This is a genomic window from Erwinia sp. PME.40.26/001, from assembly GCF_055556675.1.
In genome coordinates this window covers 457,051-480,733 of record NZ_JBVHNP010000001.1, presented here as the reverse complement: position 1 = coordinate 480,733, position 23,683 = coordinate 457,051, and the positions used below count along the sequence as shown (strand labels likewise).

The following is a 23,683-nucleotide window of genomic DNA, read 5'->3' as shown; positions in this document are numbered from 1 at the left end:
CATTAGTGACATTGATCGTTAACATTCGCGGTAAAAATCGCTACACTCTGGCCACCTTTTTGATTCTGCTATGGGTTGCCTGTTTGGTCTCGTTGTATCGCCTGTCGCAGCGCCGGATACCTGCCCTGATCGCTATGATAGCGGTCCTGTTGCTGTTTATAGCCCCGGATGTCTCTAAAACGCTGGAACATCAGCGGATGTCTGCGCCTGTAGGGTCCGTGAGCCCTCCGCTGATGGCGATACATGATATGCCCATGGGCGTCATGTCCCATGACGGGATGACCACCCTGCACGCTCACCCGTCCTCTGCGAAAGAGGGTCTGCCTGACGGGATCCACTCGTCTTCCACAATGCCTGTGGACGGGGGAATGATGGATGACTTCGCCTGCGGCTACTGCCAGCTGCTGGTGCATTTACCCTTACTGCTGTACCTGTTTATTCCGTTAATCTGGCTGCTGTTTCGCCTGGCATCGCAAACGCCAGCGACGCGATACACGCCCTGGTTTGCTTCCGCTTTTTTCCCCGGCCTTTCACAGCCGCGAGCCCCCCCTGACTGCCGGTCGGCGTTATAACGGCATTAAGGTTCTGTCTGTTTATCTCTTCCTGCAGTCGGGAATAAGCCGATAATAACGCCGCGTTTAACATCCTCAGCAGTACCCGCCGCCGTTGCGCACTGGGGGATCATTTCCCCTCTTCAGCCAGCCAGCGGGCAGCGCTACACTACCCACCTGCAGACGGCCGGACGCCGGGTTACCCCTTACGGCGGGTGCGGATGGGCAAAGAGAGAACGTTATTTTTCAGGAAATCGTACAGGAGTACACATCATGTCATTATTCCCTCCAGGCAAGAAACGCCGGAATTTCTTTATCGCCCAGGCCTGTCTGTGGATCTGCGTGGCGATTGTGATGACCAAAGCCATCATTGGTGGGGCCATCGAAGAGTACAACATGCCCTTCTCGACCTGGCCGGTCGAACTGTATGTCTCTGAATTCTTCATGATCATGATCTACAGCTCTGTCTTCACCCTGCTACTGTCCATTCCCCTGTGGTACTGGTTTATTGGTGAGCAGGATCCTGAAAACAAGAAAGGCTGATCACCTTCGGTGATCAGCCTCGTCGTGGGCGACCTTCTCATCGGGTCGCCCTCTACCCTGCAACCCGATCAGCGCATTTACAACGCCTTCAGAATCGCTTCCACCGTCGCCTTCGCATCACCGAACAGCATCTGCGTATTCTCTTTAAAGAACAGCGGATTCTGTACGCCAGCGTAACCGGTGTTCATTGAACGCTTAAACACCACCACATTCTGCGCTTTCCACACTTCCAGCACCGGCATACCGGCGATAGGACTGCGGGGATCTTCCTGCGCCGCCGGGTTAACGGTGTCATTCGCGCCGATGACCAGCACCGTATCGGTATCGCTGAAATCATCGTTGATCTCATCCATTTCCAGCACGATGTCATACGGCACTTTGGCTTCCGCCAGCAGCACGTTCATATGCCCGGGCAGACGCCCGGCCACCGGGTGAATACCGAAACGCACCTTAATGCCGCGCTCACGCAGTCTGGCGGTAATTTCAGCCACCGGATACTGCGCCTGCGCCACCGCCATACCATAGCCCGGCGTGATAATTACCGAGGTGGAGTTCTTCAGCAGTTCTGCGGTGCCTGCGGCGTCGATTTCGCGATAGTCGCCCATCTCTTCACTTTCGCCGGTTGAGCTGCTGTCCGTTCCGAAACCACCGGCAATGACGCTGAAGAACGAACGGTTCATCGCTTTACACATGATGTAGGAGAGAATGGCACCACTGGAGCCGACCAGTGCCCCGGTGACAATCAGCAGGTCATTACTGAGCATAAAGCCCGCTGCCGCTGCCGCCCAGCCGGAGTAAGAGTTCAGCATCGACACCACCACCGGCATATCTGCCCCCCCGATGGACGCCACCAGATGCCAGCCAAAGGCCAGCGCGATCAGCGTCATCACGATAAGGGCAAACGTCTGCGTCCCCACACTGTCAGTGCGCACAAAGATAATCAGCAAGGCGAAGGAGACCACCAGGGCCAGCAGGTTCAACCTGTGGCGGTGCGGCAGCGCCAGCGGTTTTGATGAAATCTTGCCGCACAGCTTGCCAAACGCCACGATAGAACCGGTAAAAGTCACCGCCCCGATAAAGATACCGATAAAGATTTCGGTCAGGTGAATATTTTCCATCACCGGCAACAGGCCCGGACCGTGGTCAAGATAGCTGTTAAAGCCGACCAGCACCGCCGCCAGCCCGACAAAGCTGTGCAGCATTGCCACCAGCTCCGGCATTTCGGTCATTTCTACCTTCTTCGCCAGGCGAATGCCGATAGCACCGCCAATCACCATTGCCAGCAGGATCCAGGCGACGTTGCCGGTCTCCGGGCCGAAGATGGTGACGACCAGCGCCAGCGCCATTCCGCTGATACCGAAAATATTCCCCTGCTTCGAGGTTTCATGTTTAGACAACCCGGCAAGGCTGCAAATAAACAGGATCGCAGCAATGATATAGGCTGCAGTCACTAATCCGCCAGACATGGACTACCTCTCAGTTTTTACGGAACATTTTCAGCATACGCTGGGTGACGGTAAAGCCGCCGAAGATATTGATGCTGGCAATCAGCACCGCCACAAAGGACAGGAAGCTGACCCAGCCGCCATGGCCAATCTGCAACACCGCGCCGACCACAATAATGCCGGAGATGGCATTAGTGACCGACATCAGCGGCGTATGCAGCGCATGACTGACGTTCCACACTACGTAGTAACCGACCACGCAGGAGAGCGCAAACACGGTAAAGTGCGACAGGAACTCAGGGGGAGCGACATTGGCCAGCCAGCCAAACAGCACAATGGCCAGCACGATCAGACCATATTTACGCAGCGGCGAAGCAGGTTTCTCCGCCGGTTTTTCCAGCGGCGCGGCCGCTTTGGCCGCTTTTGGCGCAGCCGATACCTGAATAGGCGGCGCAGGCCAGGTGATTTCGCCATCGCGGATCACCGTCACGCCACGAATCACCACATCATCAAAGTCGATGGTGATCTCCCCGTTTTTTTCTTTACACAGCAGCTTCATCAGGTTGACCAGATTGGTGCCATAAAGCTGTGAAGACTGGGTTGGCAGACGGCTGGGCAGATCGGTATAACCAATGATTTTAACGCCGTTCGGGCTGGTCGTAATGGTGTCGGCAACGGTCAGCTCACAGTTACCCCCGTTTTGTGCCGCCAGATCGACGATCACACTGCCCGGTTTCATGGATGCCACCATCTCCGCCGTGATCAGCGTGGGGGCGGGTTTACCCGGGATCAGCGCGGTGGTCACAATAATATCGACCTCCTCTGCCTGGGCGGCAAACAGTGCCATCTCAGCCTTGATAAAGGCCTCTGACATCACTTTGGCATAACCGTCACCGCTGCCTGCTTCTTCCTCAAAGTCCAGCTCAAGGAATTCAGCGCCCATACTTTGTACCTGCTCTTTAACCTCAGGGCGGGTGTCGAAGGCGCGCACGATAGCCCCCAGGCTGCGTCCGGCACCGATGGCGGCCAGACCGGCCACGCCCGCACCGATCACCATCACTTTCGCCGGAGGCACTTTACCGGCGGCGGTGATCTGCCCGGTAAAGAAACGGCCAAACTCATGCGCCGCTTCAACAATGGCACGATACCCGGCGATGTTCGCCATAGAACTCAGCGCATCCAAAGACTGGGCACGCGAGATACGCGGCACCGCGTCCATTGACATGACGGTGACGTTACGCGCCGCCAGCTTCGTCAGCAGTTCCGGGTTCTGTGCTGGCCAGATAAAGCTGACCAGCGTGCTGCCGGCACGCGTCAGCGCAATTTCTTCCTCGGTCGGCGCGTTGACCTTCAGGACGATGTCGGACTGCCAGACCGTCACCGGGTCGGTGATGGTGGCTCCGGCAGCCTCAAATGCTGCATCTTCAAAACTGGCCAGCTTACCTGCGCCGCTTTCAACAGCCACGCTGAAGCCCAGGGCAATGAGCTGCTCCACCGTTTTCGGTGTGGCAGCCGCACGGGCTTCGTTAGGTAACCGCTCTTTGGTGATACCAATAAGCATAATCTTCCCTTTCTTCAGAGAGTACGAGGGGTGTTCTCCTGTTTCCGGCCTTTATGGCCGAAACACAGCCTGTTTCAAACTGCCTATAACCTACTGAATATACGTGATTCGATCCAGCCGCAGAGGGGGTGTTCGATGACTAACCTATAAAAATTCAGTTCTTACCCCTGCAAGCGATATATTGAGCCTGAATCACGGGGTTTCGAGCGCATAACGTGCTGCGATAAAATTTAACAATCAGAGATTTTTCTTAGTAAAAAACATTGATTAACAAAGCGTTAACGTTATAAGTACTAGCATTTACCACCTTAAGTGGTAAATAAAAGAAAAACGACACGATTCAGCCAGCTTTCTTCTTTATTCTGAAAACAGGAATGGTGCTGGCGCGCATTCCACACAAAATGGCTGAGACAGCGAACATTATTACATGTAATAATCATCCGCTAATCTGTTACACATCAAGAGTCCAGCACGTTTTCGTACTCATTTTTTGCGTAAGGCGAAGGATTAATTTTTATGAAGCTGAAGAACACCATTCTGGCATCAGCCCTGTTATCACTCACGGCATTATCCGCCCATGCGGCACAGGAACTGACGCCGGAGAAAGCCGCTGCGCTGAAACCGTTTGATCGGATCACCATTAACGGACGTTTTAACGCTCTCTACGAGGCCAGCGACGCCGTATCGAAACGTGCTGACGCATTGGGAGCCGCCTCCTACTATATTCAGGGTATCAATGATACTAACGGCAACGGCGGCAACTGGAATGTGACCGCTGACCTGTATCACGCCGATGCGCCTGCCGCGCCAAAAAATAAAGATCGCATCATTAACGGCGTGCGTGAGCTGACCAAAGCCGAAGCCTTCAGCCTTGAGCCTTACGATACCGTCAGCACCAGCGGCTTCTTCCGCAGCCAGCCTGATGTTAATGACGCCATCACCCGGGCAGCGAAAGAGAAAGGGGCGGCATCCTTCTTTATCGTTCGTCAGATTGATACCAACAGCGGTGGCAATCAGATGATCACCGCTTATATCTATAAGTCTGATGCACCGAAACGTCAGGTTCAGTCTCCTAACCTGATCCCGGCCGACTCTGAAGCCGGTAAAGCAGCGCTGGCAGCAGGCGGTGCGGCCGCGAAGAACGTCGAAATTCCAGGCGTCGCGTCCAGCGAGTCACCGAGCAAAAACGTAGGGCGCTTCTATGAAACGCAGAGTTCCACCGGGAAACGTTACACGGTAACGACGCGTGAAGGAAAAAGCGTACAGGAAGTCAATGCCATTACGGCCGCTCAGATGCAGCCGTATGACAGCGTGACCTTCACCGGCCACTTCAGCACGCCGACCGAGGTCTCTGAAGAAGTGGGCCGCCGGGCGATCGCCAAAGGTGCCAAGTACTACCATGTGACCCGCCAGTGGTCCAGCCAGAACGGCGGTAACCTGACCGTTACGGCCGATCTCTTCAAGTAAGTTCTTTCTGCAGGGCAGCCAGCGGCTGCCCTGTCATGCTGAATAATTCCCGCCTGTATTTGCATAGTAAGTCATTGCATCCTGCCGCCGCTGTCCGTAAAATCTCCCGCCACTTTCAGGCGTTTCGTTGCCTTTTCTGGTCTGGCATCCTGAGTTAAATCCAACATGGTCGTTACAACTGGTTTTTTATTCTGTAACCGGAGTTTTTTTTGGACAAAAAGTTAGGTCTTACCGCGCTGACAGCGCTGGTACTCAGCTCAATGCTTGGCGCGGGCGTATTCAGCCTGCCGCAAAATATGGCGGCGGTCGCCAGCCCGGCCGCCCTGCTGATTGGCTGGGCGATCACCGGTGTCGGGATTGTGCTGCTGGCGCTGGCCATGCTGCTACTCAGCCGCTTAAAGCCCGAACTGGATGGCGGAATTTTTACCTATGCCCGGGCCGGTTTCGGTGAACTGACTGGCTTCTGCTCAGCCTGGGGTTACTGGCTGTGTGCGGTGATCGCCAACGTCTCCTATCTGGTCATTGTCTTTTCCGCGATGAGTTTTTTCACCGATTCGCCGGGCCATGTAATTTTTGGCGACGGAAATACCTGGCAGGCCATTCTTGCGGCCTCGGTGCTGCTGTGGCTGGTTCACGGACTGGTTCTGCGCGGCGTTCAGACGGCGGCCAGTATTAATCTGATCGCAACGCTGGGCAAACTCCTGCCGCTGGGGCTGTTTATCCTGCTGGCGATTGCTGCTTTCCACTACGACCGCTTCTCCTTTGACTTCACCGGTCTGGCGCTGGGGAAACCCGTCTGGCAGCAGGTCAAAGACACCATGCTGATCACCCTGTGGGTGTTTATCGGGATTGAGGGGGCCGTCGTGGTCTCATCGCGAGCCAGAAACCGCCATGACGTTGGCCGCGCCACGCTGCTGGCGGTCAGCGCAGCGCTGGTGATTTACCTGCTGGTCACCCTGCTGTCACTCGGTATTGTTCCGCGAGCCGAACTCGCCGGAATGCGCAACCCCTCGATGGCCGGCCTGATGACGTCGCTGATCGGCCCCTGGGGCAATCTGGTGATCGTCGGCGGGCTGATCCTCTCTGTCTGCGGTGCCTATCTCAGCTGGACGATTATGGCCGCTGAAGTGCCGCTGGTGGCCGCCCTGCATGGTGCCTTCCCCCGCACCCTCAGCCGCCAGAATACCCGCGGAGCGCCTGCTGCCTCGCTGTGGCTGACCAACGGCTGCGTGCAGGTGTGTCTGATCCTGATCTGGCTGACGGGGGCTGATTACAATACCCTGCTGACGATCGCCTCTGAGATGATCCTGGTGCCGTACCTGCTGGTGGGGGCCTATCTGTTTAAAGTGGCGCGTCATTTACACAAGCCTGGCGCAATGATGATTGCGGTGGGGGCCAGCATTTACGGACTGTGGCTGCTGTATGCCTCCGGGCCCCTGCATCTGCTGCTGTCGGTCGTGCTTTATGCGCCGGGAATGGTACTGTTCCTGTTTGCCCGTCGCGGAGGACGCGGCGAAACGGCACTGCTTAAAGGGGAGAAAATGATGATGGTCATGCTGGTGGTGGCCACCCTGCCCGCCGTGTGGATGCTGACCCGCTGAGGGTCAGTATGCCGTCAGGGGGATCATCACGCTCAGTCGTTCGTCCTGCTGCTCAAGATCCACTGGCCGGGCGTACTCCTGACGAATCGCAGTCAGCTGGTTTTCTGACAGCGGATAAGGCAGCTGGATATCAAACGCATCAATCTGCTGCTGGTGCGCCAGCGTAATCAGCCGGGCGATATTAATCTCATCGCTGACCTGCGTTGAGATGATTTGCAGCGCCAGGTCTTTCAACGGGGCTTCCGAGGTCTGGGGTTCGCTGGCAGGCTTGCGGGTGATCATGCCAAAAAACGGGATCACGCCATAAATCGCGTCGACGAAGCTCCAGCGTTTCTTACAGGAAGCGGACAGGAATTCGGTATAGTTGAGGCAGATGCGATCACTGTACTGAGCTGAAGCCAGCTTCTCTTCTGACACTCTCTTCTCCTTATCCATTTCGACTCAAGAACTGCCCTGACAGGGGTCTGCAGGGTACGCCATCGCAGGCGGGGAATATAATGACATATTCGGCCAGGATTGTACTACATTCCCCCTACTATTTAACGCGGATTAATGGTCGTTGCGCTCAGGAAAGGATAAGCTGTCGTTCTCTTTAGCCAGAAAATCGGCCCTATGAACAAAATTGTATTTGTCGAAGACGATCAGGATGTCGGTGAACTGATTGCGGCCTATCTTGGGCGGCATGACATTGATGTTATTGTTGAAAACCGGGGCGATCGCGCAGAAGAAACCATCGCTGCAGCCAACCCTGACCTGGTGATGCTGGACATCATGTTGCCGGGGAAAGACGGGATGACGCTGTGCCGGGATTTACGCACGCGTCACAGCTGGACGGGGCCCATTGTCCTGCTTACCTCACTCGATAGCGACATGAACCACATTCTGTCGCTGGAGATGGGGGCAAACGACTATATTCTGAAGACCACCCCGCCGGCGGTGCTGCTGGCCCGTCTGCGTTTACACCTGCGCCAGGCGGGGGTCAGCGGCCAGAATGAAGAGATCGCACCGGGGATTGCGGGGCAGAAAGCTCTGCGCTTCGGCACCCTGAGTATCGATCCGATTAACCGTCAGGTGACGCTGTCAGAAGAGATCGTTGCCCTGTCGACGGCAGATTTCGACCTGCTGTGGGAGCTGGCCACCCACGCCGGCTCGATCCTTAACCGCGACGCACTGCTGAAAACCCTGCGCGGCGTTACCTACGACGGGATGGACCGCAGCATTGACGTGGCCATCTCCCGTCTGCGTAAAAAGCTGCTCGACAGCGCCACGGAGCCTTACCGAATCAAAACCATTCGTAATAAAGGCTATCTGTTTGCACCACACGCCTGGGATGCGCAATGAAGAAACTGTTTATTCAGTTTTACCTGCTGCTGTTCGTCTGTTTTCTGGTGATGGCGATGCTGGTCGGGCTGGTTTATAAGTTCACTGCCGAACGTGCCGGCAGGCAGTCGATGGACGATCTCATGAAAAGCTCACTGTATCTGATGCGCAGTGAGCTGCGAGAGATCCCGCCGCGTGACTGGAATAAAACTATCGATAATCTCGACCTCAACCTCTCTTTCAAACTGCATATAGAGCCGATGAGTAAATATCAGCTCGACCAGCGTACGCTGCATCGCCTGCGCTCGGGCGAGATCGTGGCGCTGGATGATGAATATACCTTCCTGCAGCATATTCCGCGCAGCCACTATGTTCTGGCAGTGGGACCGATCCCCTATCTGTTCTATCTGCATGAAATGCGCATTCTCGACATTGCCCTGCTGGCGTTTATTGGTATTTCGCTGGCCCTGCCGGTGTTTATCTGGATGCGTCCGCACTGGCAGGACATGCTAAAGCTGGAAAACGCCGCACAGCGTTTCGGTCAGGGGCATCTGGATGAGCGCATTCATTTTGACAGTGCCTCCAGCCTGTTACGCCTGGGCGTGGCGTTTAATCAGATGGCCGATAATATCAACACCCTGGTCGCCAGTAAGAAACAGCTTATCGACGGGATAGCCCATGAGCTGCGCACTCCGCTGGTACGCCTGCGCTATCGCCTGGAGATGAGTGATAATCTTACCGGAGCAGAGTCTGCTGCGCTGAACCGGGATATCGGGCAGCTGGAATCACTGATTGAAGAACTGCTGACCTACGCCCGTCTTGACCGGCCGCAGGTCAATCTGAACTTACAAACGCTGGATCTCGCCCGCTGGTTAGACGAACGGCTGGAGGACATCCGCTCCGTTCACCCGGAGTTTGATATTGCCCTGGAGACACCGCAGCGCGAAAATATTGGCGTGGCCGACACCCGCCTGATGGAGCGCGTGCTGGATAATCTGGTCAACAACGCCCTGCGCTATGCCAGCCAGCGCCTGCGGGCCAGCCTGTGGTTTGATGGCGAGATGGCATATCTGCAGGTGGAAGATGACGGCCCGGGTATTCCTCAGGATGAACGTCAGCGGGTGTTTGAGCCGTTTGTTCGCCTTGACCCCAGCCGCGATCGTGCCACTGGCGGCTGCGGGCTGGGCCTGGCGATAGTCCACTCCATAGCCCAGGCTTTTGGCGGCTATGTCACCATTGACAGCAGCCCGCTTGGGGGGGCCAGCGTGCGTTTCTGCTGGCCGGTTACCCCGGATCACCACTCTTAATCTGTTAATAAGGAATTCTATGTCTTCTGCCTATGCCCATCTGACACGTACCTTCCAGCGCCTCTCCCGCTTTGGCCATCTTTCTGCTATTGCCGGATGGGACATGATGACCATGATGCCCGCCGGGGGGAGTCAGGCGCGCGGTGAAGCGCTGGCCGAACTGAGCGTATTGCGCCATGAGATCCTGACGGCAAAAGACGTTGGTCTCTGGTTGCAGCAGGCACAGCAGGAGGATCTGGACGATGTGGCACAGGCAAACCTGTTTGAGATGCAGCGTGCCTGGCAGCAGGCCTCTTTGCTGCCCGCCTCGCTGGTTGAAGCTAAATCCATTGCCGGGTCTCGCTGTGAACATGCCTGGCGCACACAGCGTCCGGCCAATGACTGGACGGGGTTTGCCGCCAACCTGAAAGACGTGGTCAAACTCAGCCGGGAAGAGGCGGAGATCCGCGCCCAGGCCAGTGGCCAATCCCGCTATGATGCCCTGCTTGACGTCTTCGAACCCGGTATGACCAGTGAAAAACTGGATAAAACCTTTGGCGATCTGAAGCAGTGGCTGCCTGACCTGCTGCAAAGGATCGTGGACCAGCAGGCGGGCGAAAAAGTTGACCGCCCCGTCGGTCCCTTCCCACAGGCTTCGCAGCAGGCGCTGGGGCTGGCGATTATGCAGCAGCTGGGCTTTGACTTTACTGCCGGTCGTCTGGATATCAGCGCCCATCCCTTCTGCGGTGGCGTGCCGCAGGATGTGCGTATTACTACCCGCTACAATGAAGACGAGTTCATCAGTGCCATGATGGGGGTGATCCATGAAACCGGGCATGCCCGCTATGAGCAGAACTTACCGAAGCAGTGGGCTGACCAGCCCGTGTCGCTGGCACGCTCAACGGCCATCCATGAGTCACAAAGCCTGTTCTTTGAAAAGCAGCTGGGCCGCAGCCCGGCGTTCCTCAGTCTGATCCGTCCGCAGGTACAGCAGTTGCTTGGCGACAGCCCGGCGCTGAAGGAAGCGAACTTTATTGCTCTGAATCAGCGGGTTAAACCCGGGCTAATCCGCGTTGATGCCGATGAGGTCAGCTATCCGGCGCATATCATTCTGCGCTATGAAATCGAAAGCGCCCTGATCGCCGGTGAGATTGAGGTGGATGACATTCCCGCGCTATGGGATGAGAAAATGCTGGCCCTGCTGGGTCTGGACACCCGGGGCAATTACCGCGACGGCTGCATGCAGGACATTCACTGGACTGACGGTGCGTTCGGCTACTTCCCGACGTATACGCTGGGGGCAATGTATGCGGCACAGCTGTTCCAGGCGCTGAAGCGGGCTCTTCCTCAGGTGGACGAGCAGATCCGCCAGGGGGATTTGCAGCCAGTATTCCACTGGTTACAGCAGAATATCTGGCAGCATGGTAGCCGTTTCAGCACCCGCCAGCTGATCGAAAACGCCACGGGCGAAGATCTGAATCCGCACTATTTCCGCCAGCATCTGGAAAGCCGCTACCTGAAATAACCGCGTCATTAACCCGCCCCCTGTGCGTCCCGCGCAGGGGGAAATCCCCACGATCTCCCCGCTTGTACAATCGGTTACACGCCGATACCAATCACTCACGGAAAGCCCGCATTGATTCCCTTATAGTCTTTTCACCGGCCCCAGAGTGGGCTGACACCTGAACTAAACACCTTGAGGGTTTTGCAATGAAAAAATTATTTGCTCTGGTTGTCGCTGCTACAATGGGTCTGTCTTCTGTTGCCTTCGCTGCTGAAACTACAGCTGCACCTGCAACCAGCGCTGCACCTTCTGTCGCCACCACCACGACAGCGGCTCCGGCACCAGCGAAAGCGTCTGTTAAACACGTTAAGCATGTGAAAAAACACAAGAAAGCGGTAGCCCAGAAAGCGCAGGCTGCTAAAAAACACCATAAAGCAAAAAAAGCAGCGGATCAGAAAGCTCAGGCCGCGAAAAAGCATCACAAAGCCGCTAAAAAACCTGTCGCTCAGAAAGCCCAGGCCGCGAAAAAGCACCACAAAGCAGCAACCAAGCCGGTAGCACAGAAAGCTCAGGCCGCTAAAAAACACCACAAAGCAGCAACCAAACCTGTTGCTCAGAAAGCCCAGGCTGCCAAAAAACACCACAAAGCCGCTAAAAAACCTGTTGCCCAGAAAGCCCAGGCTGCTAAAAAACACCACAAAGCAGTAAAGAAAACCGCGCCTAAAGCGTAAGACTGACGGACGGGGTGCCCGCCACCCCACGCACATGAATTAACTTAAACACCCGGTCTTACCGGGTGTTTCTTTAAGGAGTTTCGGATGATGGTGCGTCGCTATTTATTCGAAATCATTCTGACTGTTATGATCATCTGTGGCCTGATTGCCGCCAGCTTTTACTTATAATGATGGTTACTGTAGTGTGCTGATATTTCATATTAATCTCCCTTTTCCAGCACTATCCGTCTATAGTTACTTCTCTAAGATAAATACTTATATCCACGCTTTTTCAGCCTGAGAAAAATATGCGTCTGACCGCTGTGTTATTGATGGGTTGCCTGGCTTTTTCGTTTTACACACACGCTGATGAAGAGGAACGGAGCGCCGCCGACACGAAAACGCTGTTCTTCGGTCAGGACGATCGCCAGCCGGTCCGTGATACCGGCTCTGCCCCCTGGGAAGCGATTGGTCAACTGGAAACGGCAAGCGGTAACCTGTGCAGCGCTACGCTGATCGCCCCTCACCTGGCCCTGACGGCAGGACACTGCCTGCTGGCCCCGCCGGGTAAACCGGACAAGGCCGTGGCGCTGCGGTTTATCTCCAGTGAAAACAATGGCTGGCGCTACGAAATCCACGATATCGAAGCGCGCGTTGACCCGGCGTTGGGGAAAAAACTCAAAGCTGACGGTGACGGCTGGATCGTACCGGCCCAGGCCGCCCCTTATGATTTTGGTCTTATTGTCCTGCGTAATCCGCCATCGGGTATTACCCCTATTCCGCTGTTTGCCGGGTCACGCAAAGATCTGACCGCGGCGTTAAAAACCGCCGGACGACGCGTAACCCAGGCAGGTTACCCGGAAGATCATCTTGATACGCTTTACTCTCATAGCGACTGCCTGATCACCGGCTGGGCGCAGAAAACCGTCCTGTCACATCAGTGCGACACCTTGCCCGGCGACAGTGGTTCTCCGCTGTTATTAAAGGTTGATGGCGAGTGGCAGTTGATTGCAGTACAAAGCTCGGCTCCGGCGGCAAAAGACCGCTATCTGGCTGACAACCGCGCCATCGCGGTGACCGCTTTCCGCGACAGTCTGGAAGCGCTGGCACAGTAAAAGAAGACGCAGGCGATTGCGGCCTCACTGGTGGCAAAATATCGCCCGGACAATCCCCTGCTGCTGACCAGGCCAGATAATGATGACACGATATACATCAGGTTAAGGTTGCCTCCCCGTTTGTCCGGGCAGGCAAAATTTACTGTGTCACCTGTTCCATCGCCTGCAGGATACGTTTTTCTGAGATTGGATAAGGCGTCCCCAGCTGCTGTGCGAAGAAGCTGACGCGCAGCTCTTCAATCATCCAGCGAATGTCCTGCACCTCTTCATCGTCCTTACGCTCTGGCGGCAGCTTGTTAAACCACTGCGTCCAGGCCTGCTGCACGGACTCCACCTTCAGCATCCGCGCCCGGTCGCTGTGCGGATCGACCGCCAGCTTCTCCATCCGGCGTTCAATTGCCTGCAGATAACGCAGCGTGTCACCCAGCCGTTTCCAGCCATTACCAGTGACAAAGCCCCGATAGACCAGGCCGCTCATCTGCGCTTTGATATCCGACAGCGCCAGCGCCATGGTCATATCCACGCGCCCTTTCAGACGCTTGTTAATCGCAAACACCGACGTCAGGATCTGCTCGACCTTTTTGGCAATCTCCACCACCGTATCGTTAAGTTCCGCACGGACCTTATCGTGCAACTGCGTGTAACCCTGCTCCTGCCAGGAAGGACCACCGGCTTCAGCGATCAGTTTATCGACACCGCAGGCAATACAGTCGTCAATCAAATCCAGCACTTTGCCGTAGGGGTTAAAATAGAGCCCCAGCTTGGCTTTGTTGGGTAACTTTTCGTGCAGGTATTTAATCGGCGAAGGGATGTTCAGCAGCAGCAGGCGTCGCTGCCCGCGCCACATCGCTTTTTGCTGTTCATGCTGGGTGTCGAACAGGCGAATGGCCACGCTGTCCTTCTCATCCACCAGGGCGGGCCAGGCTTTCACGCTGTAATGACCGCGCTTCTGCTCAAAGTGATCCGGCAGGTCGCCAAAACTCCAGATGTGCAGCCCACTCTGCTCCAGCCCGTCGTCTGCCACCTTTGACAGCGTTTCCTGCACCTTGCCTTTAAGCTGCAGTTTTAACGCGGAGAGATCTTTGCCCTCCGCCAGCCTGCGGTTATTTTCATCCACAATACGGAAGGTCATTTTAAGATGATCGGGCACCTGTTCCCACTGCCAGGCTTCGCGATCCAGCGTCACGCCTGACATGCGACGGAACTCACGCTCCAGGGCGTCCAGCAGCGGCAGGGCCAGCGGCGTGACGCGGCCGAGAAACGCATCCGCATAGTTGGGTGCCGGCACGAAGTTACGGCGTAACGGCTTCGGCAACGATTTGATCAGTGCAATCACCAGGTCACGGCGTACACCCGGGATCTGCCATTCAAAACCTTTTTCTTCCACCTGGTTGAGCAGCGGCAGTGGCACATATACCGTGACCCCGTCGGCGTCCGCCCCCGGTTCAAACTGGTAGCTAAGACGCAGCTTCAGGTTCCCCTGATGCCAGAAATTAGGATAATCAAGTTTGCTAACGTTCTCCGCGCCCTGCTTTATCAGCATCTCACGGGCAAAATTCAGGCGCTCAGGCTCTTCACGACTGACGGTTTTCCACCAGTTATCAAAATGCCGGGCCGAGATCACCTCCGCGCCGATGCGTCGGTCGTAAAAGGCAAACAGCGTCTCATCATCGACCAGAATATCGCGACGGCGGGACTTGTGTTCCAGCTCCTCGACCTCTTCCCGCAGCTTCAGGTTGGCTTTAAAGAAAGCGTGACGCGTCTGCCAGTCGCCCTCAACCAGCGCATGGCGAATAAACAGCTCACGCGACAGCATCGGATCGATCGGACCGTAGTTCACCTTACGCGCCGCCACAATGGGCAGGCCGTAAAGCGTCACTTTTTCACTGGCCATCACCGCGCCCTGCGCTTTTTCCCAGTGGGGTTCACTGTAGCTGCGCTTGAGTAAGTGCTGCGCGACCGGTTCGATCCATTCCGGTTCAATTCGGGCGGCAATGCGTCCCCACAGGCGGCTGGTTTCCACCAGTTCAGCGACCATCGTCCACTTCGGGGGCTTTTTGAACAGGCCCGACCCCGGGAAAATGGCAAAGCGGGCGTTACGTGCGCCAGTAAACTCCTGCTTGTCGGCATCTTTCTGTCCGATATGCGACAGTAAGCCGGTCAGCAGCGCCGTGTGGATCTCCCGTATTTCAGCCGGTTCGCTGTTCACCGGCAGGCCCAGCTCCCGCACCACCTGGCGCAGCTGGGTGTAAATATCCTGCCATTCGCGCACCCGCAGGTAGTTCAGGTAGTCTGTTTTGCATAAGCGGCGGAAGTGGCTGGATGACAGGGCTTTTTGCTGCTCCTGCACATAATTCCACAGGTTCACAAAGGCAATAAAATCCGAGTCTTTATCCGCAAAGCGCTGATGCTTCTCGTCGGAGGCCTGTTTTTTCTCTGCGGGACGTTCGCGCGGATCCTGAATGGAAAGCGCGGCGGTAATAATCATCACCTCGCGCACACAGCCATATTTCTGCGCTTCCAGCACCATTTTCGCCAGGCGGGGGTCAACCGGCAGTTGCGCCAGCGACCGTCCTGATGGCGTCAGCTCATAGTGCTGATTTTCACGCAGGGTGATGGCCCCGAGCTCTTCCAGCAGGCGTACGCCATCCTGAATATTACGCGGGTCGGGGGCTTCCACAAACGGGAAGGCGGCAATATCACCCAGCCCCAGGGCGGTCATCTGTAAGATCACCGATGCCAGGTTAGTTCGCAGAATTTCCGGGTCGGTAAACGCCGGCCGGTTGAGGAAGTCATTCTCGTCATACAGACGAATACAGATGCCCTCTGACACACGGCCGCAGCGGCCTTTACGCTGGTTAGCGGAAGCCTGAGAAATTGGCTCAATCGGCAGCCGCTGTACCTTCGTCCGGAAGCTGTAGCGACTGATACGTGCGGTACCCGGGTCAATCACGTATTTAATGCCCGGCACGGTGAGCGAGGTTTCCGCCACGTTGGTTGCCAGCACGATGCGCCGCCCGACGTGAGACTGAAACACGCGGTTCTGCTCGGCGTTGGACAGGCGGGCGTACAGCGGCAGCACTTCCGTATGCGGCAGATCGCGCTTCATCAGCGCATCGGCCGTATCGCGGATTTCGCGCTCCCCGCTCATAAAGATCAGAATATCGCCACGGCTTTCCTGGCCCAGTTCGTCCACCGCATCGAAAATAGCCTGCAGCTGATCGCGATCGGTATCTTCCACGTCTTCGACCACTGGCCGGTAGCGCACTTCGACCGGATAAGTCCGCCCGGACACTTCAATGACCGGAGCATCATGGAAATGGCGTGAAAAACGCTGCGGATCGATGGTCGCGGAGGTGATGATCACCTTCAGGTCGGGGCGCTTTGGCAGCAGCTCACGCAGGTATCCCAGCAGAAAGTCGATGTTCAGGCTACGCTCATGCGCTTCGTCGATAATGATGGTGTCATACTGCATCAGCAGGCGATCCTGCTGGATTTCCGCCAGCAGGATACCGTCCGTCATCAGTTTAACCTGGGTGGTATCCCCCACCTGATCGTTAAAGCGCACCTTATAGCCGACGCAGCCGCCTAAGGAAGTTTCCAGTTCGGCCGCAATTCGGTCGGCGACGGTGCGCGCCGCCAGGCGTCGGGGCTGCGTATGGCCAATCAACCCACGGATACCCCGCCCCAGCTCCATGCAGATCTTAGGCAGCTGTGTGGTTTTACCTGACCCGGTTTCCCCGGCCACAATCACCACCTGGTGATCGCGTATCGCCTCTGCGATGTCCTGCTTCTTCTGGCTGACAGGCAGATTTTCCGGATAACGGATAGTCGGCGTGGCGGCCCGGCGGGCACTGATGCGCTGCTCTGCCGCCGCGATATCGCCTTCCAGCGTTTCGATCAGCGCCTGGAGGGATGCGGGATTTTTTATTTTTTTCGCCCCGTGCAGGCGACGCTGCAGACGCTGGCGGTCGCGCAGCATCAGCGTGTCCAGCCGGGTAAAGAGCGGCGTCAGGGCAGAATGTGGCATGTCAGACATGGTAGTAAAACTCGCTTTGTCGCCGTTAATACGGGCAACATGGATTAAACAGGGGGTCAGAATTTTGCGTAGTGTAGCACAGACAGCGACTTAGCGTTTTATCCGCCCCCTTCGTCTTATTCAATATTTTCGAACATTGATATCGAAAACTCGCACTTACACTGTCCGGCATTTATCCGTAGAGTGTCAGGCATTGAGCGGAACGTTATCCGCATGACACAACAGGAAAAAACGCCATGAGCAAAGTATTAGTACTGAAATCAAGTATTCTTGCCGGTTATTCACAGTCTGGTCAGCTGGCCGACCACCTGGTTTCCGAATGGAAAGCCGCTCATCCGGGCGATGATGTCACCGAACGCGACCTGGCCGCCAATCCGATCCCGGTTCTGGACGGCGAGCTGGTCGGCGCACTGCGTCCTTCCGATGCGGCCCTGACTCCCCGTCAGCAGGAAGCGCTGGACCTGTCCAACGAACTGATTGCCGAACTGCAGGCGCACGATACCATCGTGATCACCGCCCCGATGTACAACTTCAACATCCCAACGCAGCTGAAGAACTACTTTGACCTCGTTGCCCGTGCTGGCGTGACTTTCCGCTACACCGAGCAGGGCCCGGAAGGCCTGATTAAAGGGAAAAAAGTGGTGGTTCTGTCAAGCCGTGGCGGCATTCACAAAGATACACCAAGCGATCTGCTGACCCCTTACCTGACGCTTTTCCTCGGCTTCCTGGGGATGAGTGATGTTCAGTTTGTGTTTGCTGAAGGGATTGGTTATGGCCCGGAAGTGGCTGCCAAAGCGGCCAGCGATGCGAAAGAAGTGATTTCTCAGATTGTCACTGCCTGATAGCGTTCGACCAGGTTGAGCTTACCCTCCTCAACCTGCGCGGTGGCACTGTGTCAGTGCCACCGCTACTTCTGTAACCACTGACCGTTAATTCCGCGAACATACTCCCCACTTTTCGCCCGCTCTATCAGCTTTTTACCCGCAATACCGGCCACTTCACGCGTGGTGAGATTATTCTGCTGCGCCAGACGTTGATACTGATGCTCTCGCCCTTGGTTAATTTGCTTCACCAGCGTCAGGGTTTCCGCATCCTGTTGTACGGCGGCAATATAGCCATTTAGCGTTTCCCCTACCCGCCCCTGCTCACGCGCCTGATCGAGCGTCAGGGCCATCGCCGCTGGCGACATCAGCAGACAACTCAGCAGTACGCCGCAGTAAAATCGTTTCATGTTGGCACTCTCCTCAGAACAGCCCGCTCTGGTTTTTTAACAAGGCTTCCACGTCCTTATCCACCTTGATATGAATTTCATGCTCAATTTTGACATTCATATTGATGGTGATCGGTTCTTTCGGCGCGGCCAACTCAATGCGGGGGATGCACCCGCAGAGCAGGATCGTACCGCTGGCGATCCACAGGTTAGTCAGGGCTTTCATCACTGGTTTCCTTTTGCGACGGCAGGGTGGCGTTCTGTTCCACCCAGGATTGCAGGTTATCGCCAAAGCGCAGGCTCCGCCAGAGCTGGAACAGGTTTTCCTGCTGCGTATAATTGAGCGATACCCGCTGATTTCTGTTACTGAAACGGCTGGTGCCATCCACTTTAGCGGCCATGTTCATCACGCCAAGGTTATCAAGATCCAGGGTCGCCCAGCTGCGCGATATTTCCATGTAACGCAGCCAGTCAATCGCCATCCCGGCGGCCATGTTATTGCTGCTGATCGTATCAGCCATGTCTTTATCCATGCGTACGGTCAGCGGCCCGCTATTGGCCACCCAACCGTCCTTAATCAGCCAGTGGGCGTTGTTCAGCCACAGCGGCAGCGCACCGTTAATATGTCCGGACATCGCCACCTGTTTGATTTTCATGGCGGTGACAAGCTCCGATAAGCTGAGGTGGCTGACCTTTATCGTCGCGGCCTGCGTCTGCGGCATCTGCAGGCTGGCAAGGCTGAGTTTTCCCCCTAACAGATCGAGACTGACGTCGCTCAAGGTAAGCGGATAACGCGCACTCCAGGGATACCAGCCCTGCAGGTCTGCCGCGATATTCTGCATGGCAAACTGGTTTTTGATCTCCCGGATACGCAGCGATACCGGGCCACGGGCACCAAAATACCAGCGGTGATCTTCAAGACGGAAAGGTAATGAGAAATCGACACCGTCAAATTCATTGTCAGGCAACAGTGCGCTACCGTCACTGACCAGCCAGTGACCGCCCGCCTGCAGGCCCTGATCGCTGGCCGCAGAGAAAGCCACCTGCGCTTTCAGCGTCCCTCCCTGAATAGCCAGCTTGAGGTCAGGGCTGATCAGCGGCTGAAATACCGTCAACGGCTGCTCCGGCCACCACATCTGGCCGCGCAAGCGGTCGCCATCCCAGCGGCCGCCTACCTGAACCGGGCCGATTCTTTGTGCCTGCAGGCTCCCGCGGAACAGGAACCACGCGGGATCGCGCCCCTTCACCACCAGCTTCAGCGTCGAGGGAGGCAGGTAACCTCCACCGCCAAAGCGGGTATCTTTCGCTTTCAGGTTAAGCTGCCCGTTAAAGGAGGGCGCACCCGGATCTCGCTGCCAGCGGATCGGCGTGTCCAGCGACAGCCTGGGGGCAGACATGGTGACGCTACCGTAAGCCAGCCGATCGAAGCCGGTGGACAGTGACGAGAGTTCGATTAACCGGTCCTGCCAGCGCCCGTGGCCTTTGACATCCCACCTGGCCGCCAGTGGCATCAGATAGCCATCACCCCAGTAACGCCACAACCACTGGCCTTTGTCCGGCCAGAACGCCGTGGCACGTCCGTCCAGATGCAGGCGAAAACGTCCCGTTTCTGCATCATGAGCGCTGAGAATAGCCTGCAGGCGGCCCTCGATCCCGGCCGAGGAGATCGAGACGCCCGCCAGTGGCCAGCGTGCCTCATCCACCTCCAGCGTGGACAGCAGCCGCCCTTTCATACGCAGTAGCGCACCCGGCCGCATCAGCACCTGCGGGTCGAGCAGCGGCCCATGAAGATCCCCGGGCAGCCCGGCAAAAAATTGCAGTCGGTCCAGCTTGCTCTCCCCAGTCAGGCGAAACGGCAGCTGGCTGTTGACCCAGTCCAGACGACCGGGGCCAAGGGTAAGCACCACGTTGCCTTTACCGCCACGTCCCTGAGTCAGCATGTTGACGCGCCCCGCCACTTTTGTTGCCGCCAGCCCCTGCGTCCAGCCATCGGCAGTGAAGGCGAAACCGCCGGAGAGCGGCTGTCCGGCCCAGGGCCAGTTCCATCGCCCCTCGCGGACCGAAATGCTTTCCTGGTTAATAAACCAGGGCAGGGTCAGCAGCGGCTCAGGCTGTTTGCTGGCCGTCACCACCAGCGATCCCTGCTGCTGCTGCCAGCTTAACGTCAGATGCAACGGGTCCGGCACGGCGGCCAGCGCCAGATCGCCCTCCAGCGACCCGTTTTCCGGCACGCCATCGGGGATCGCGGGCAGGGTCAGCGTTCCGCTCAGTCTGACGGGCTCAGGGACACCCGGAGCCTGCAGGGTCAGGGTGTTCAGCGCCAGCTGCTGGCCGTTAAGTTCGGCATCCAGCGACAGATTTTTGCCCTGATAATGCAGGTGCTGCCGGCGGGGATCCAGTTCCAGCTGGAGCTGACCGGCCCAGGTCTGCCACGGGTCAATGCTTAACTGCCCGACGGTAACACTGGCGGCAGGTAACAACTGCTGCCACTGCGCCAGCGTACGCGGTGCGCTGTCATCGTCTGCGGCCGCCAGCGCGCTGGCACAGACCGAGCGGATGGTCGCCGTATCAACGGCAAGCTGCCAGCGACCCTGGTGATAACCGAGCGCCACACCCTGCACATCGGCCAGTTCACAGTCGCCGGCGTAGTAATGGATACCCGGCAGGTGCAGCGCACCCTGGTGCCAGCGGGGATTACCGTCAAGGGAGATGGTGGTATTGACAGGCAGCCAGATGCCCGCCAGGCGGGGAAGCCACTGGCTGACGGTCAGATAAGTACCGGTCAGCAGCAGGGCTGCGACGATCAGTACCGCAAGCGTAATTTTCCAGCCCCGGTTCATGGCTGCCATATCCTTTTCACTCCGTGATTATCCTGTGAATGATGGCATGGAAAGCCAGCAGGGTGAAGTTTTTCGCCATTAATCAAGTGATTCGCTGTTTTTTACATCAGCTAACTGCACCGGCCCCTGCCGTAATGCCGATAACTTGTTACACTGCTGTATTACTTACGCACGGCTAAAGGAAAACGGCGATGAAACTTGCGGTATATAGCACTAAGCAGTATGACCGGAAATACCTCACACAGGTCAATGAAGACTACGGGTTTGAACTGGCGTTTTTCGACTTCCTGCTGAGCGAACATACGGCGAAAAACGCCGTGGGCTGCGATGGCGTCTGTATTTTCGTTAACGATGACGGCAGCCGTGCCGTGCTGGAAGAGCTGGCTGAGCTGGGCATCAAGTTTATCGCCCTGCGCTGCGCCGGGTTCAATAACGTCGATCTTGATGCCGCGCGTGAACTGGGTATCCAGGTGGTCAGGGTACCGGCATACTCACCTGAGGCGGTGGCTGAACATACGGTGGGGATGATGATGACCCTGAACCGGCGTATTCACCGTGCCTATCAGCGCACCCGCGATGCGAACTTTTCCCTCGAAGGCCTGATTGGTTTCAATATGCACGGCCGCACCGCCGGGGTCATCGGCACCGGGAAAATCGGCATTGCTACAATGCGTATTCTGAAAGGTTTTGGCATGAAGCTGCTGGCCTTTGATCCCTACCCCAGCCCACAGGCGCTGGAGCTGGGCGCAGAGTACGTTGATATCAAAACCCTGTTCAGCCAGTCCGATGTTATCACCCTGCACTGTCCGCTGACCGACGAGAACCATCACCTGCTGAACAGCGCGGCGTTTGCCCAGATGAAAGATGGCGTAATGGTGATCAACACCAGCCGGGGTGCCCTGATTGATTCCCAGGCGGCAATAGACGCGCTGAAGCAGCAGAAAATTGGCTCCCTGGGGATGGACGTCTACGAAAATGAGCGTGATTTATTCTTTGAGGATAAGTCTAACGATGTGATCCAGGATGATATTTTCCGCCGCCTGTCTGCCTGCCATAACGTGCTGTTTACCGGGCATCAGGCCTTTCTGACGGCAGAAGCCCTGACCAGTATTTCGCAGACTACCCTGGAAAACCTGCGTCTGCTGGAAAAAGGCGAACCCTGCGATAACGTGCTGAATGCCGGTTAATCTCCGGTGCCTGTAAATAAAGACGGAACACTCAGCTGAGCATCGCGTGCCGACCGGTAAAAACGGTCGGCTCCCGCAGCGGTACCTGGGCCCTGACTGACTACGTTAACTCACTCAGCGCGCGCAGCTGCCGTTCATCAGCGCAGTTTCACCGCAACGACGTCCGTTCGCCATCTGACACATTCCCACTGAACTGCCGTCCAGCTGGCGGGACAGCGCCAGCGTACCGCCAGCGTTTGAGCAGGCGCTCTCTGCCAGGTCAGCCATCACCACCCGGGACGGCACGTGGGCCGCTGTCGCCTGCTGAGGCGGTTCATTATCACTGTCGCTGCTACAGGCTGAGAGTAATAAAGCGGCTGCCGCCAGCAAAAATGTCGCTGCTTTCATCTGGTAAACTCCGGGTAACGTGCGCTGAAATGCGAAGGCCAGCATATGCTACGTTCCCTGTCAGGTCGATAGTTGTCACGTATTTTTACAAAATGATCTTCAACTAAATATCAATAGCCTGCCGTCTTATTTTATAACTAGCTGTTTGAGTTAAGTGAATGGCGCGGTGAGGGGCCGTTTTATGATTGTCGATTTGTTATTACGCATTGCGCTGGCGGGGGCGCTGGGTGGCCTGATCGGGCTTGAGCGCCAGCTGCGGGCTAAAGAGGCCGGGCTGCGAACCCACATTCTGGTCGGCATTGGCAGCGCGATGTTTATGATTGTCTCAAAGTATGGCTTCGACGACATTCTGGCCCGCGATCACGTGGGTCTGGATCCCAGCCGAATCGCGGCTCAGGTGGTCAGCGGTATGGGGTTTCTCGGGGCCGGGACGATTATCATTCAGAAACAGGTAGTTAAAGGACTGACGACCGCTGCCGGGCTGTGGGTCACCGCCGCCATCGGCCTGGTCATTGGCAGCGGCATGTATGAGATTGGCATTTACGGCACGCTGCTGGCGCTGCTGGTGCTGGAAACGTTTCGTCGCATCAGCTACTGGCTGATTGGCCGCCACCATACGCTGATTTTTCACCTGAAGGCGAAGAGCGTGCCGCTGGTCCTGATGGCATTACAGCACCAGCAGGTGCGGACAGGCCAGGTTTCGGTGGTCAACCGGGATGCCGAAAGTGGATTGTGTGAAATGATGGTAGATGTGACACTGTCACGAAAGCGTGAACCGCATCAGCTCTATGATGTGCTGCTGGAAATCAAAGGCGTGCAGTCAGTAGAAATGCACTGAAGCCTGAAAAGATCATGTCAGTCAGGCAGAATCGTGCCAGGCTGGAGGCACTACGTTTTGGTACGGACTGACGTCA

21 protein-coding genes are annotated in these 23,683 nt (G+C 56.6%); 13 read left to right on the top strand and 8 right to left on the bottom strand.

The features are described from left to right. Nucleotides 1–5: 5 nt before the first annotated feature. Together ACZ3HG_RS02545 and ACZ3HG_RS02540 are read left to right on the top strand one after the other, a co-directional pair. Entirely contained in the window at nucleotides 6–572 is a 567-nt protein-coding gene (locus ACZ3HG_RS02545; protein ID WP_465331694.1) for a DUF2946 domain-containing protein, read from the top strand. A 252-nt stretch (nucleotides 573–824) separates the two neighbouring features. After that, nucleotides 825–1,094, top strand: a complete 270-nt coding sequence (locus tag ACZ3HG_RS02540) for a DUF2534 family protein (protein WP_191932274.1) — start codon at nucleotides 825–827, stop codon at nucleotides 1,092–1,094. 77 nt (nucleotides 1,095–1,171) lie between these two features. Here ACZ3HG_RS02540 and pntB read toward each other — a convergent pair whose 3' ends face one another. Beyond that, nucleotides 1,172–2,560 (bottom strand): Re/Si-specific NAD(P)(+) transhydrogenase subunit beta, encoded by a 1,389-nt coding sequence (pntB, locus tag ACZ3HG_RS02535; RefSeq protein WP_062743362.1) that lies wholly within the window; start codon nucleotides 2,558–2,560, stop codon nucleotides 1,172–1,174. Nucleotides 2,561–2,570: 10 nt separating this feature from the next. Continuing rightward, the gene (gene pntA, locus ACZ3HG_RS02530; protein WP_191932273.1) at nucleotides 2,571–4,100 is read right to left on the bottom strand and encodes a Re/Si-specific NAD(P)(+) transhydrogenase subunit alpha; all 1,530 of its coding nucleotides are present in this window, start codon (nucleotides 4,098–4,100) and stop codon (nucleotides 2,571–2,573) included. A gap of 516 nt (nucleotides 4,101–4,616) precedes the next feature. Between pntA and ydgH the strand changes: the two genes are divergently transcribed. Beyond that, entirely contained in the window at nucleotides 4,617–5,567 is a 951-nt protein-coding gene (gene ydgH / locus ACZ3HG_RS02525; RefSeq protein WP_191932272.1) for a DUF1471 family protein YdgH, read from the top strand. A gap of 209 nt (nucleotides 5,568–5,776) precedes the next feature. Continuing rightward, nucleotides 5,777–7,168 carry an amino acid permease gene (locus ACZ3HG_RS02520; RefSeq protein WP_191932271.1) on the top strand — a complete coding sequence of 464 codons (1,392 nt, stop codon included), beginning with the start codon at nucleotides 5,777–5,779 and terminating at the stop codon, nucleotides 7,166–7,168. Between the two features lie 3 nt (nucleotides 7,169–7,171). Here the strand turns inward: ACZ3HG_RS02520 and ACZ3HG_RS02515 are convergent, their stop codons facing one another. Further along, nucleotides 7,172–7,603: a hypothetical protein gene (locus ACZ3HG_RS02515; RefSeq protein WP_191932270.1), complete on the bottom strand. Its 432-nt coding sequence runs from the start codon at nucleotides 7,601–7,603 to the stop codon at nucleotides 7,172–7,174. Between the two features lie 177 nt (nucleotides 7,604–7,780). On the opposite strand from ACZ3HG_RS02515, the gene rstA reads away from it, so the two are divergent. From rstA to ACZ3HG_RS02485, 6 genes are all read left to right on the top strand, one after another. Next, entirely contained in the window at nucleotides 7,781–8,509 is a 729-nt protein-coding gene (rstA, locus tag ACZ3HG_RS02510) for a two-component system response regulator RstA (RefSeq protein WP_187509203.1), read from the top strand. After that, nucleotides 8,506–9,795: a two-component system sensor histidine kinase RstB gene (rstB, locus tag ACZ3HG_RS02505; protein ID WP_465331690.1), complete on the top strand. Its 1,290-nt coding sequence runs from the start codon at nucleotides 8,506–8,508 to the stop codon at nucleotides 9,793–9,795. The genes rstA and rstB overlap by 4 nt, the downstream gene beginning before the upstream one ends. A 19-nt stretch (nucleotides 9,796–9,814) precedes the next feature. Beyond that, complete coding sequence (locus ACZ3HG_RS02500; RefSeq protein ID WP_465331688.1) at nucleotides 9,815–11,299, top strand: carboxypeptidase M32; 1,485 nt, start codon at nucleotides 9,815–9,817, stop codon at nucleotides 11,297–11,299. 185 nt (nucleotides 11,300–11,484) lie between these two features. Continuing rightward, the gene (asr, locus tag ACZ3HG_RS02495; protein WP_191932267.1) at nucleotides 11,485–12,009 is read left to right on the top strand and encodes an acid resistance repetitive basic protein Asr; all 525 of its coding nucleotides are present in this window, start codon (nucleotides 11,485–11,487) and stop codon (nucleotides 12,007–12,009) included. A gap of 87 nt (nucleotides 12,010–12,096) precedes the next feature. Then, nucleotides 12,097–12,180: a small membrane protein YdgU gene (gene ydgU / locus ACZ3HG_RS02490; protein ID WP_465332557.1), complete on the top strand. Its 84-nt coding sequence runs from the start codon at nucleotides 12,097–12,099 to the stop codon at nucleotides 12,178–12,180. 119 nt (nucleotides 12,181–12,299) lie between these two features. Further along, entirely contained in the window at nucleotides 12,300–13,106 is an 807-nt protein-coding gene (locus ACZ3HG_RS02485; protein ID WP_191932266.1) for a trypsin-like serine peptidase, read from the top strand. 139 nt (nucleotides 13,107–13,245) lie between these two features. Here the strand turns inward: ACZ3HG_RS02485 and hrpA are convergent, their stop codons facing one another. Next, entirely contained in the window at nucleotides 13,246–17,145 is a 3,900-nt protein-coding gene (gene hrpA, locus ACZ3HG_RS02480) for an ATP-dependent RNA helicase HrpA (protein WP_191932265.1), read from the bottom strand. A 236-nt stretch (nucleotides 17,146–17,381) separates the two neighbouring features. Here hrpA and ACZ3HG_RS02475 point away from each other — a divergent pair, with 236 nt between their 5' ends. After that, entirely contained in the window at nucleotides 17,382–17,987 is a 606-nt protein-coding gene (locus ACZ3HG_RS02475; RefSeq protein WP_062743373.1) for an FMN-dependent NADH-azoreductase, read from the top strand. A 65-nt stretch (nucleotides 17,988–18,052) separates the two neighbouring features. Here ACZ3HG_RS02475 and ACZ3HG_RS02470 read toward each other — a convergent pair whose 3' ends face one another. From ACZ3HG_RS02470 to ACZ3HG_RS02460, 3 genes are read right to left on the bottom strand one after another with little or no spacing between them, the layout of a single operon-like run. Continuing rightward, on the bottom strand, nucleotides 18,053–18,376 hold the full coding sequence (locus ACZ3HG_RS02470; RefSeq protein ID WP_191932264.1) for a YdbL family probable chaperone protein: 324 nt from the start codon (nucleotides 18,374–18,376) through the stop codon (nucleotides 18,053–18,055). Between the two features lie 13 nt (nucleotides 18,377–18,389). Continuing rightward, the gene (locus tag ACZ3HG_RS02465) at nucleotides 18,390–18,581 is read right to left on the bottom strand and encodes a YnbE family lipoprotein (protein ID WP_191932263.1); all 192 of its coding nucleotides are present in this window, start codon (nucleotides 18,579–18,581) and stop codon (nucleotides 18,390–18,392) included. Further along, nucleotides 18,565–21,195, bottom strand: coding sequence for a YdbH family protein (locus ACZ3HG_RS02460; RefSeq protein ID WP_465332555.1), 2,631 nt, complete (start codon nucleotides 21,193–21,195; stop codon nucleotides 18,565–18,567). Before ACZ3HG_RS02460 ends, ACZ3HG_RS02465 begins: the two co-directional genes overlap by 17 nt. Before the next feature lie 191 nt (nucleotides 21,196–21,386). On the opposite strand from ACZ3HG_RS02460, the gene ACZ3HG_RS02455 reads away from it, so the two are divergent. Continuing rightward, nucleotides 21,387–22,382, top strand: coding sequence for a 2-hydroxyacid dehydrogenase (locus ACZ3HG_RS02455; protein ID WP_191932262.1), 996 nt, complete (start codon nucleotides 21,387–21,389; stop codon nucleotides 22,380–22,382). A 114-nt stretch (nucleotides 22,383–22,496) separates the two neighbouring features. On the opposite strand, the gene ACZ3HG_RS02450 is transcribed toward ACZ3HG_RS02455, so the two are convergent. Further along, nucleotides 22,497–22,769 (bottom strand): putative hemolysin, encoded by a 273-nt coding sequence (locus tag ACZ3HG_RS02450; RefSeq protein ID WP_191932261.1) that lies wholly within the window; start codon nucleotides 22,767–22,769, stop codon nucleotides 22,497–22,499. Between the two features lie 181 nt (nucleotides 22,770–22,950). Between ACZ3HG_RS02450 and ACZ3HG_RS02445 the strand changes: the two genes are divergently transcribed. Beyond that, a complete protein-coding gene (locus ACZ3HG_RS02445; RefSeq protein WP_191932260.1) occupies nucleotides 22,951–23,607 on the top strand; it encodes an MgtC/SapB family protein in 657 nt (218 codons plus the stop codon). The last annotated feature ends 76 nt before the right edge of the window (nucleotides 23,608–23,683 follow it).

Bases quoted from the DNA above. Each gene is read 5' to 3' on its own strand.
- pntA (WP_191932273.1), bottom strand. From the start codon at position 4,100: ATGCTTATTGGTATCACCAAAGAGCGGTTACCTAACGAAGCCCGTGCG.
- ACZ3HG_RS02470 (WP_191932264.1), bottom strand. From the start codon at position 18,376: ATGAAACGATTTTACTGCGGCGTACTGCTGAGTTGTCTGCTGATGTCG.
- ACZ3HG_RS02540 (WP_191932274.1), top strand. From the start codon at position 825: ATGTCATTATTCCCTCCAGGCAAGAAACGCCGGAATTTCTTTATCGCC.
- ACZ3HG_RS02465 (WP_191932263.1), bottom strand. From the start codon at position 18,581: ATGAAAGCCCTGACTAACCTGTGGATCGCCAGCGGTACGATCCTGCTC.
- rstB (WP_465331690.1), top strand. From the start codon at position 8,506: ATGAAGAAACTGTTTATTCAGTTTTACCTGCTGCTGTTCGTCTGTTTT.
- ydgU (WP_465332557.1), top strand. From the start codon at position 12,097: ATGATGGTGCGTCGCTATTTATTCGAAATCATTCTGACTGTTATGATC.
- ACZ3HG_RS02515 (WP_191932270.1), bottom strand. From the start codon at position 7,603: ATGGATAAGGAGAAGAGAGTGTCAGAAGAGAAGCTGGCTTCAGCTCAG.
- ACZ3HG_RS02460 (WP_465332555.1), bottom strand. From the start codon at position 21,195: ATGAACCGGGGCTGGAAAATTACGCTTGCGGTACTGATCGTCGCAGCC.
- ydgH (WP_191932272.1), top strand. From the start codon at position 4,617: ATGAAGCTGAAGAACACCATTCTGGCATCAGCCCTGTTATCACTCACG.
- pntB (WP_062743362.1), bottom strand. From the start codon at position 2,560: ATGTCTGGCGGATTAGTGACTGCAGCCTATATCATTGCTGCGATCCTG.
- ACZ3HG_RS02475 (WP_062743373.1), top strand. From the start codon at position 17,382: ATGAGCAAAGTATTAGTACTGAAATCAAGTATTCTTGCCGGTTATTCA.
- ACZ3HG_RS02455 (WP_191932262.1), top strand. From the start codon at position 21,387: ATGAAACTTGCGGTATATAGCACTAAGCAGTATGACCGGAAATACCTC.
- ACZ3HG_RS02445 (WP_191932260.1), top strand. From the start codon at position 22,951: ATGATTGTCGATTTGTTATTACGCATTGCGCTGGCGGGGGCGCTGGGT.
- asr (WP_191932267.1), top strand. From the start codon at position 11,485: ATGAAAAAATTATTTGCTCTGGTTGTCGCTGCTACAATGGGTCTGTCT.
- ACZ3HG_RS02450 (WP_191932261.1), bottom strand. From the start codon at position 22,769: ATGAAAGCAGCGACATTTTTGCTGGCGGCAGCCGCTTTATTACTCTCA.
- ACZ3HG_RS02500 (WP_465331688.1), top strand. From the start codon at position 9,815: ATGTCTTCTGCCTATGCCCATCTGACACGTACCTTCCAGCGCCTCTCC.
- hrpA (WP_191932265.1), bottom strand. From the start codon at position 17,145: ATGTCTGACATGCCACATTCTGCCCTGACGCCGCTCTTTACCCGGCTG.
- rstA (WP_187509203.1), top strand. From the start codon at position 7,781: ATGAACAAAATTGTATTTGTCGAAGACGATCAGGATGTCGGTGAACTG.
- ACZ3HG_RS02485 (WP_191932266.1), top strand. From the start codon at position 12,300: ATGCGTCTGACCGCTGTGTTATTGATGGGTTGCCTGGCTTTTTCGTTT.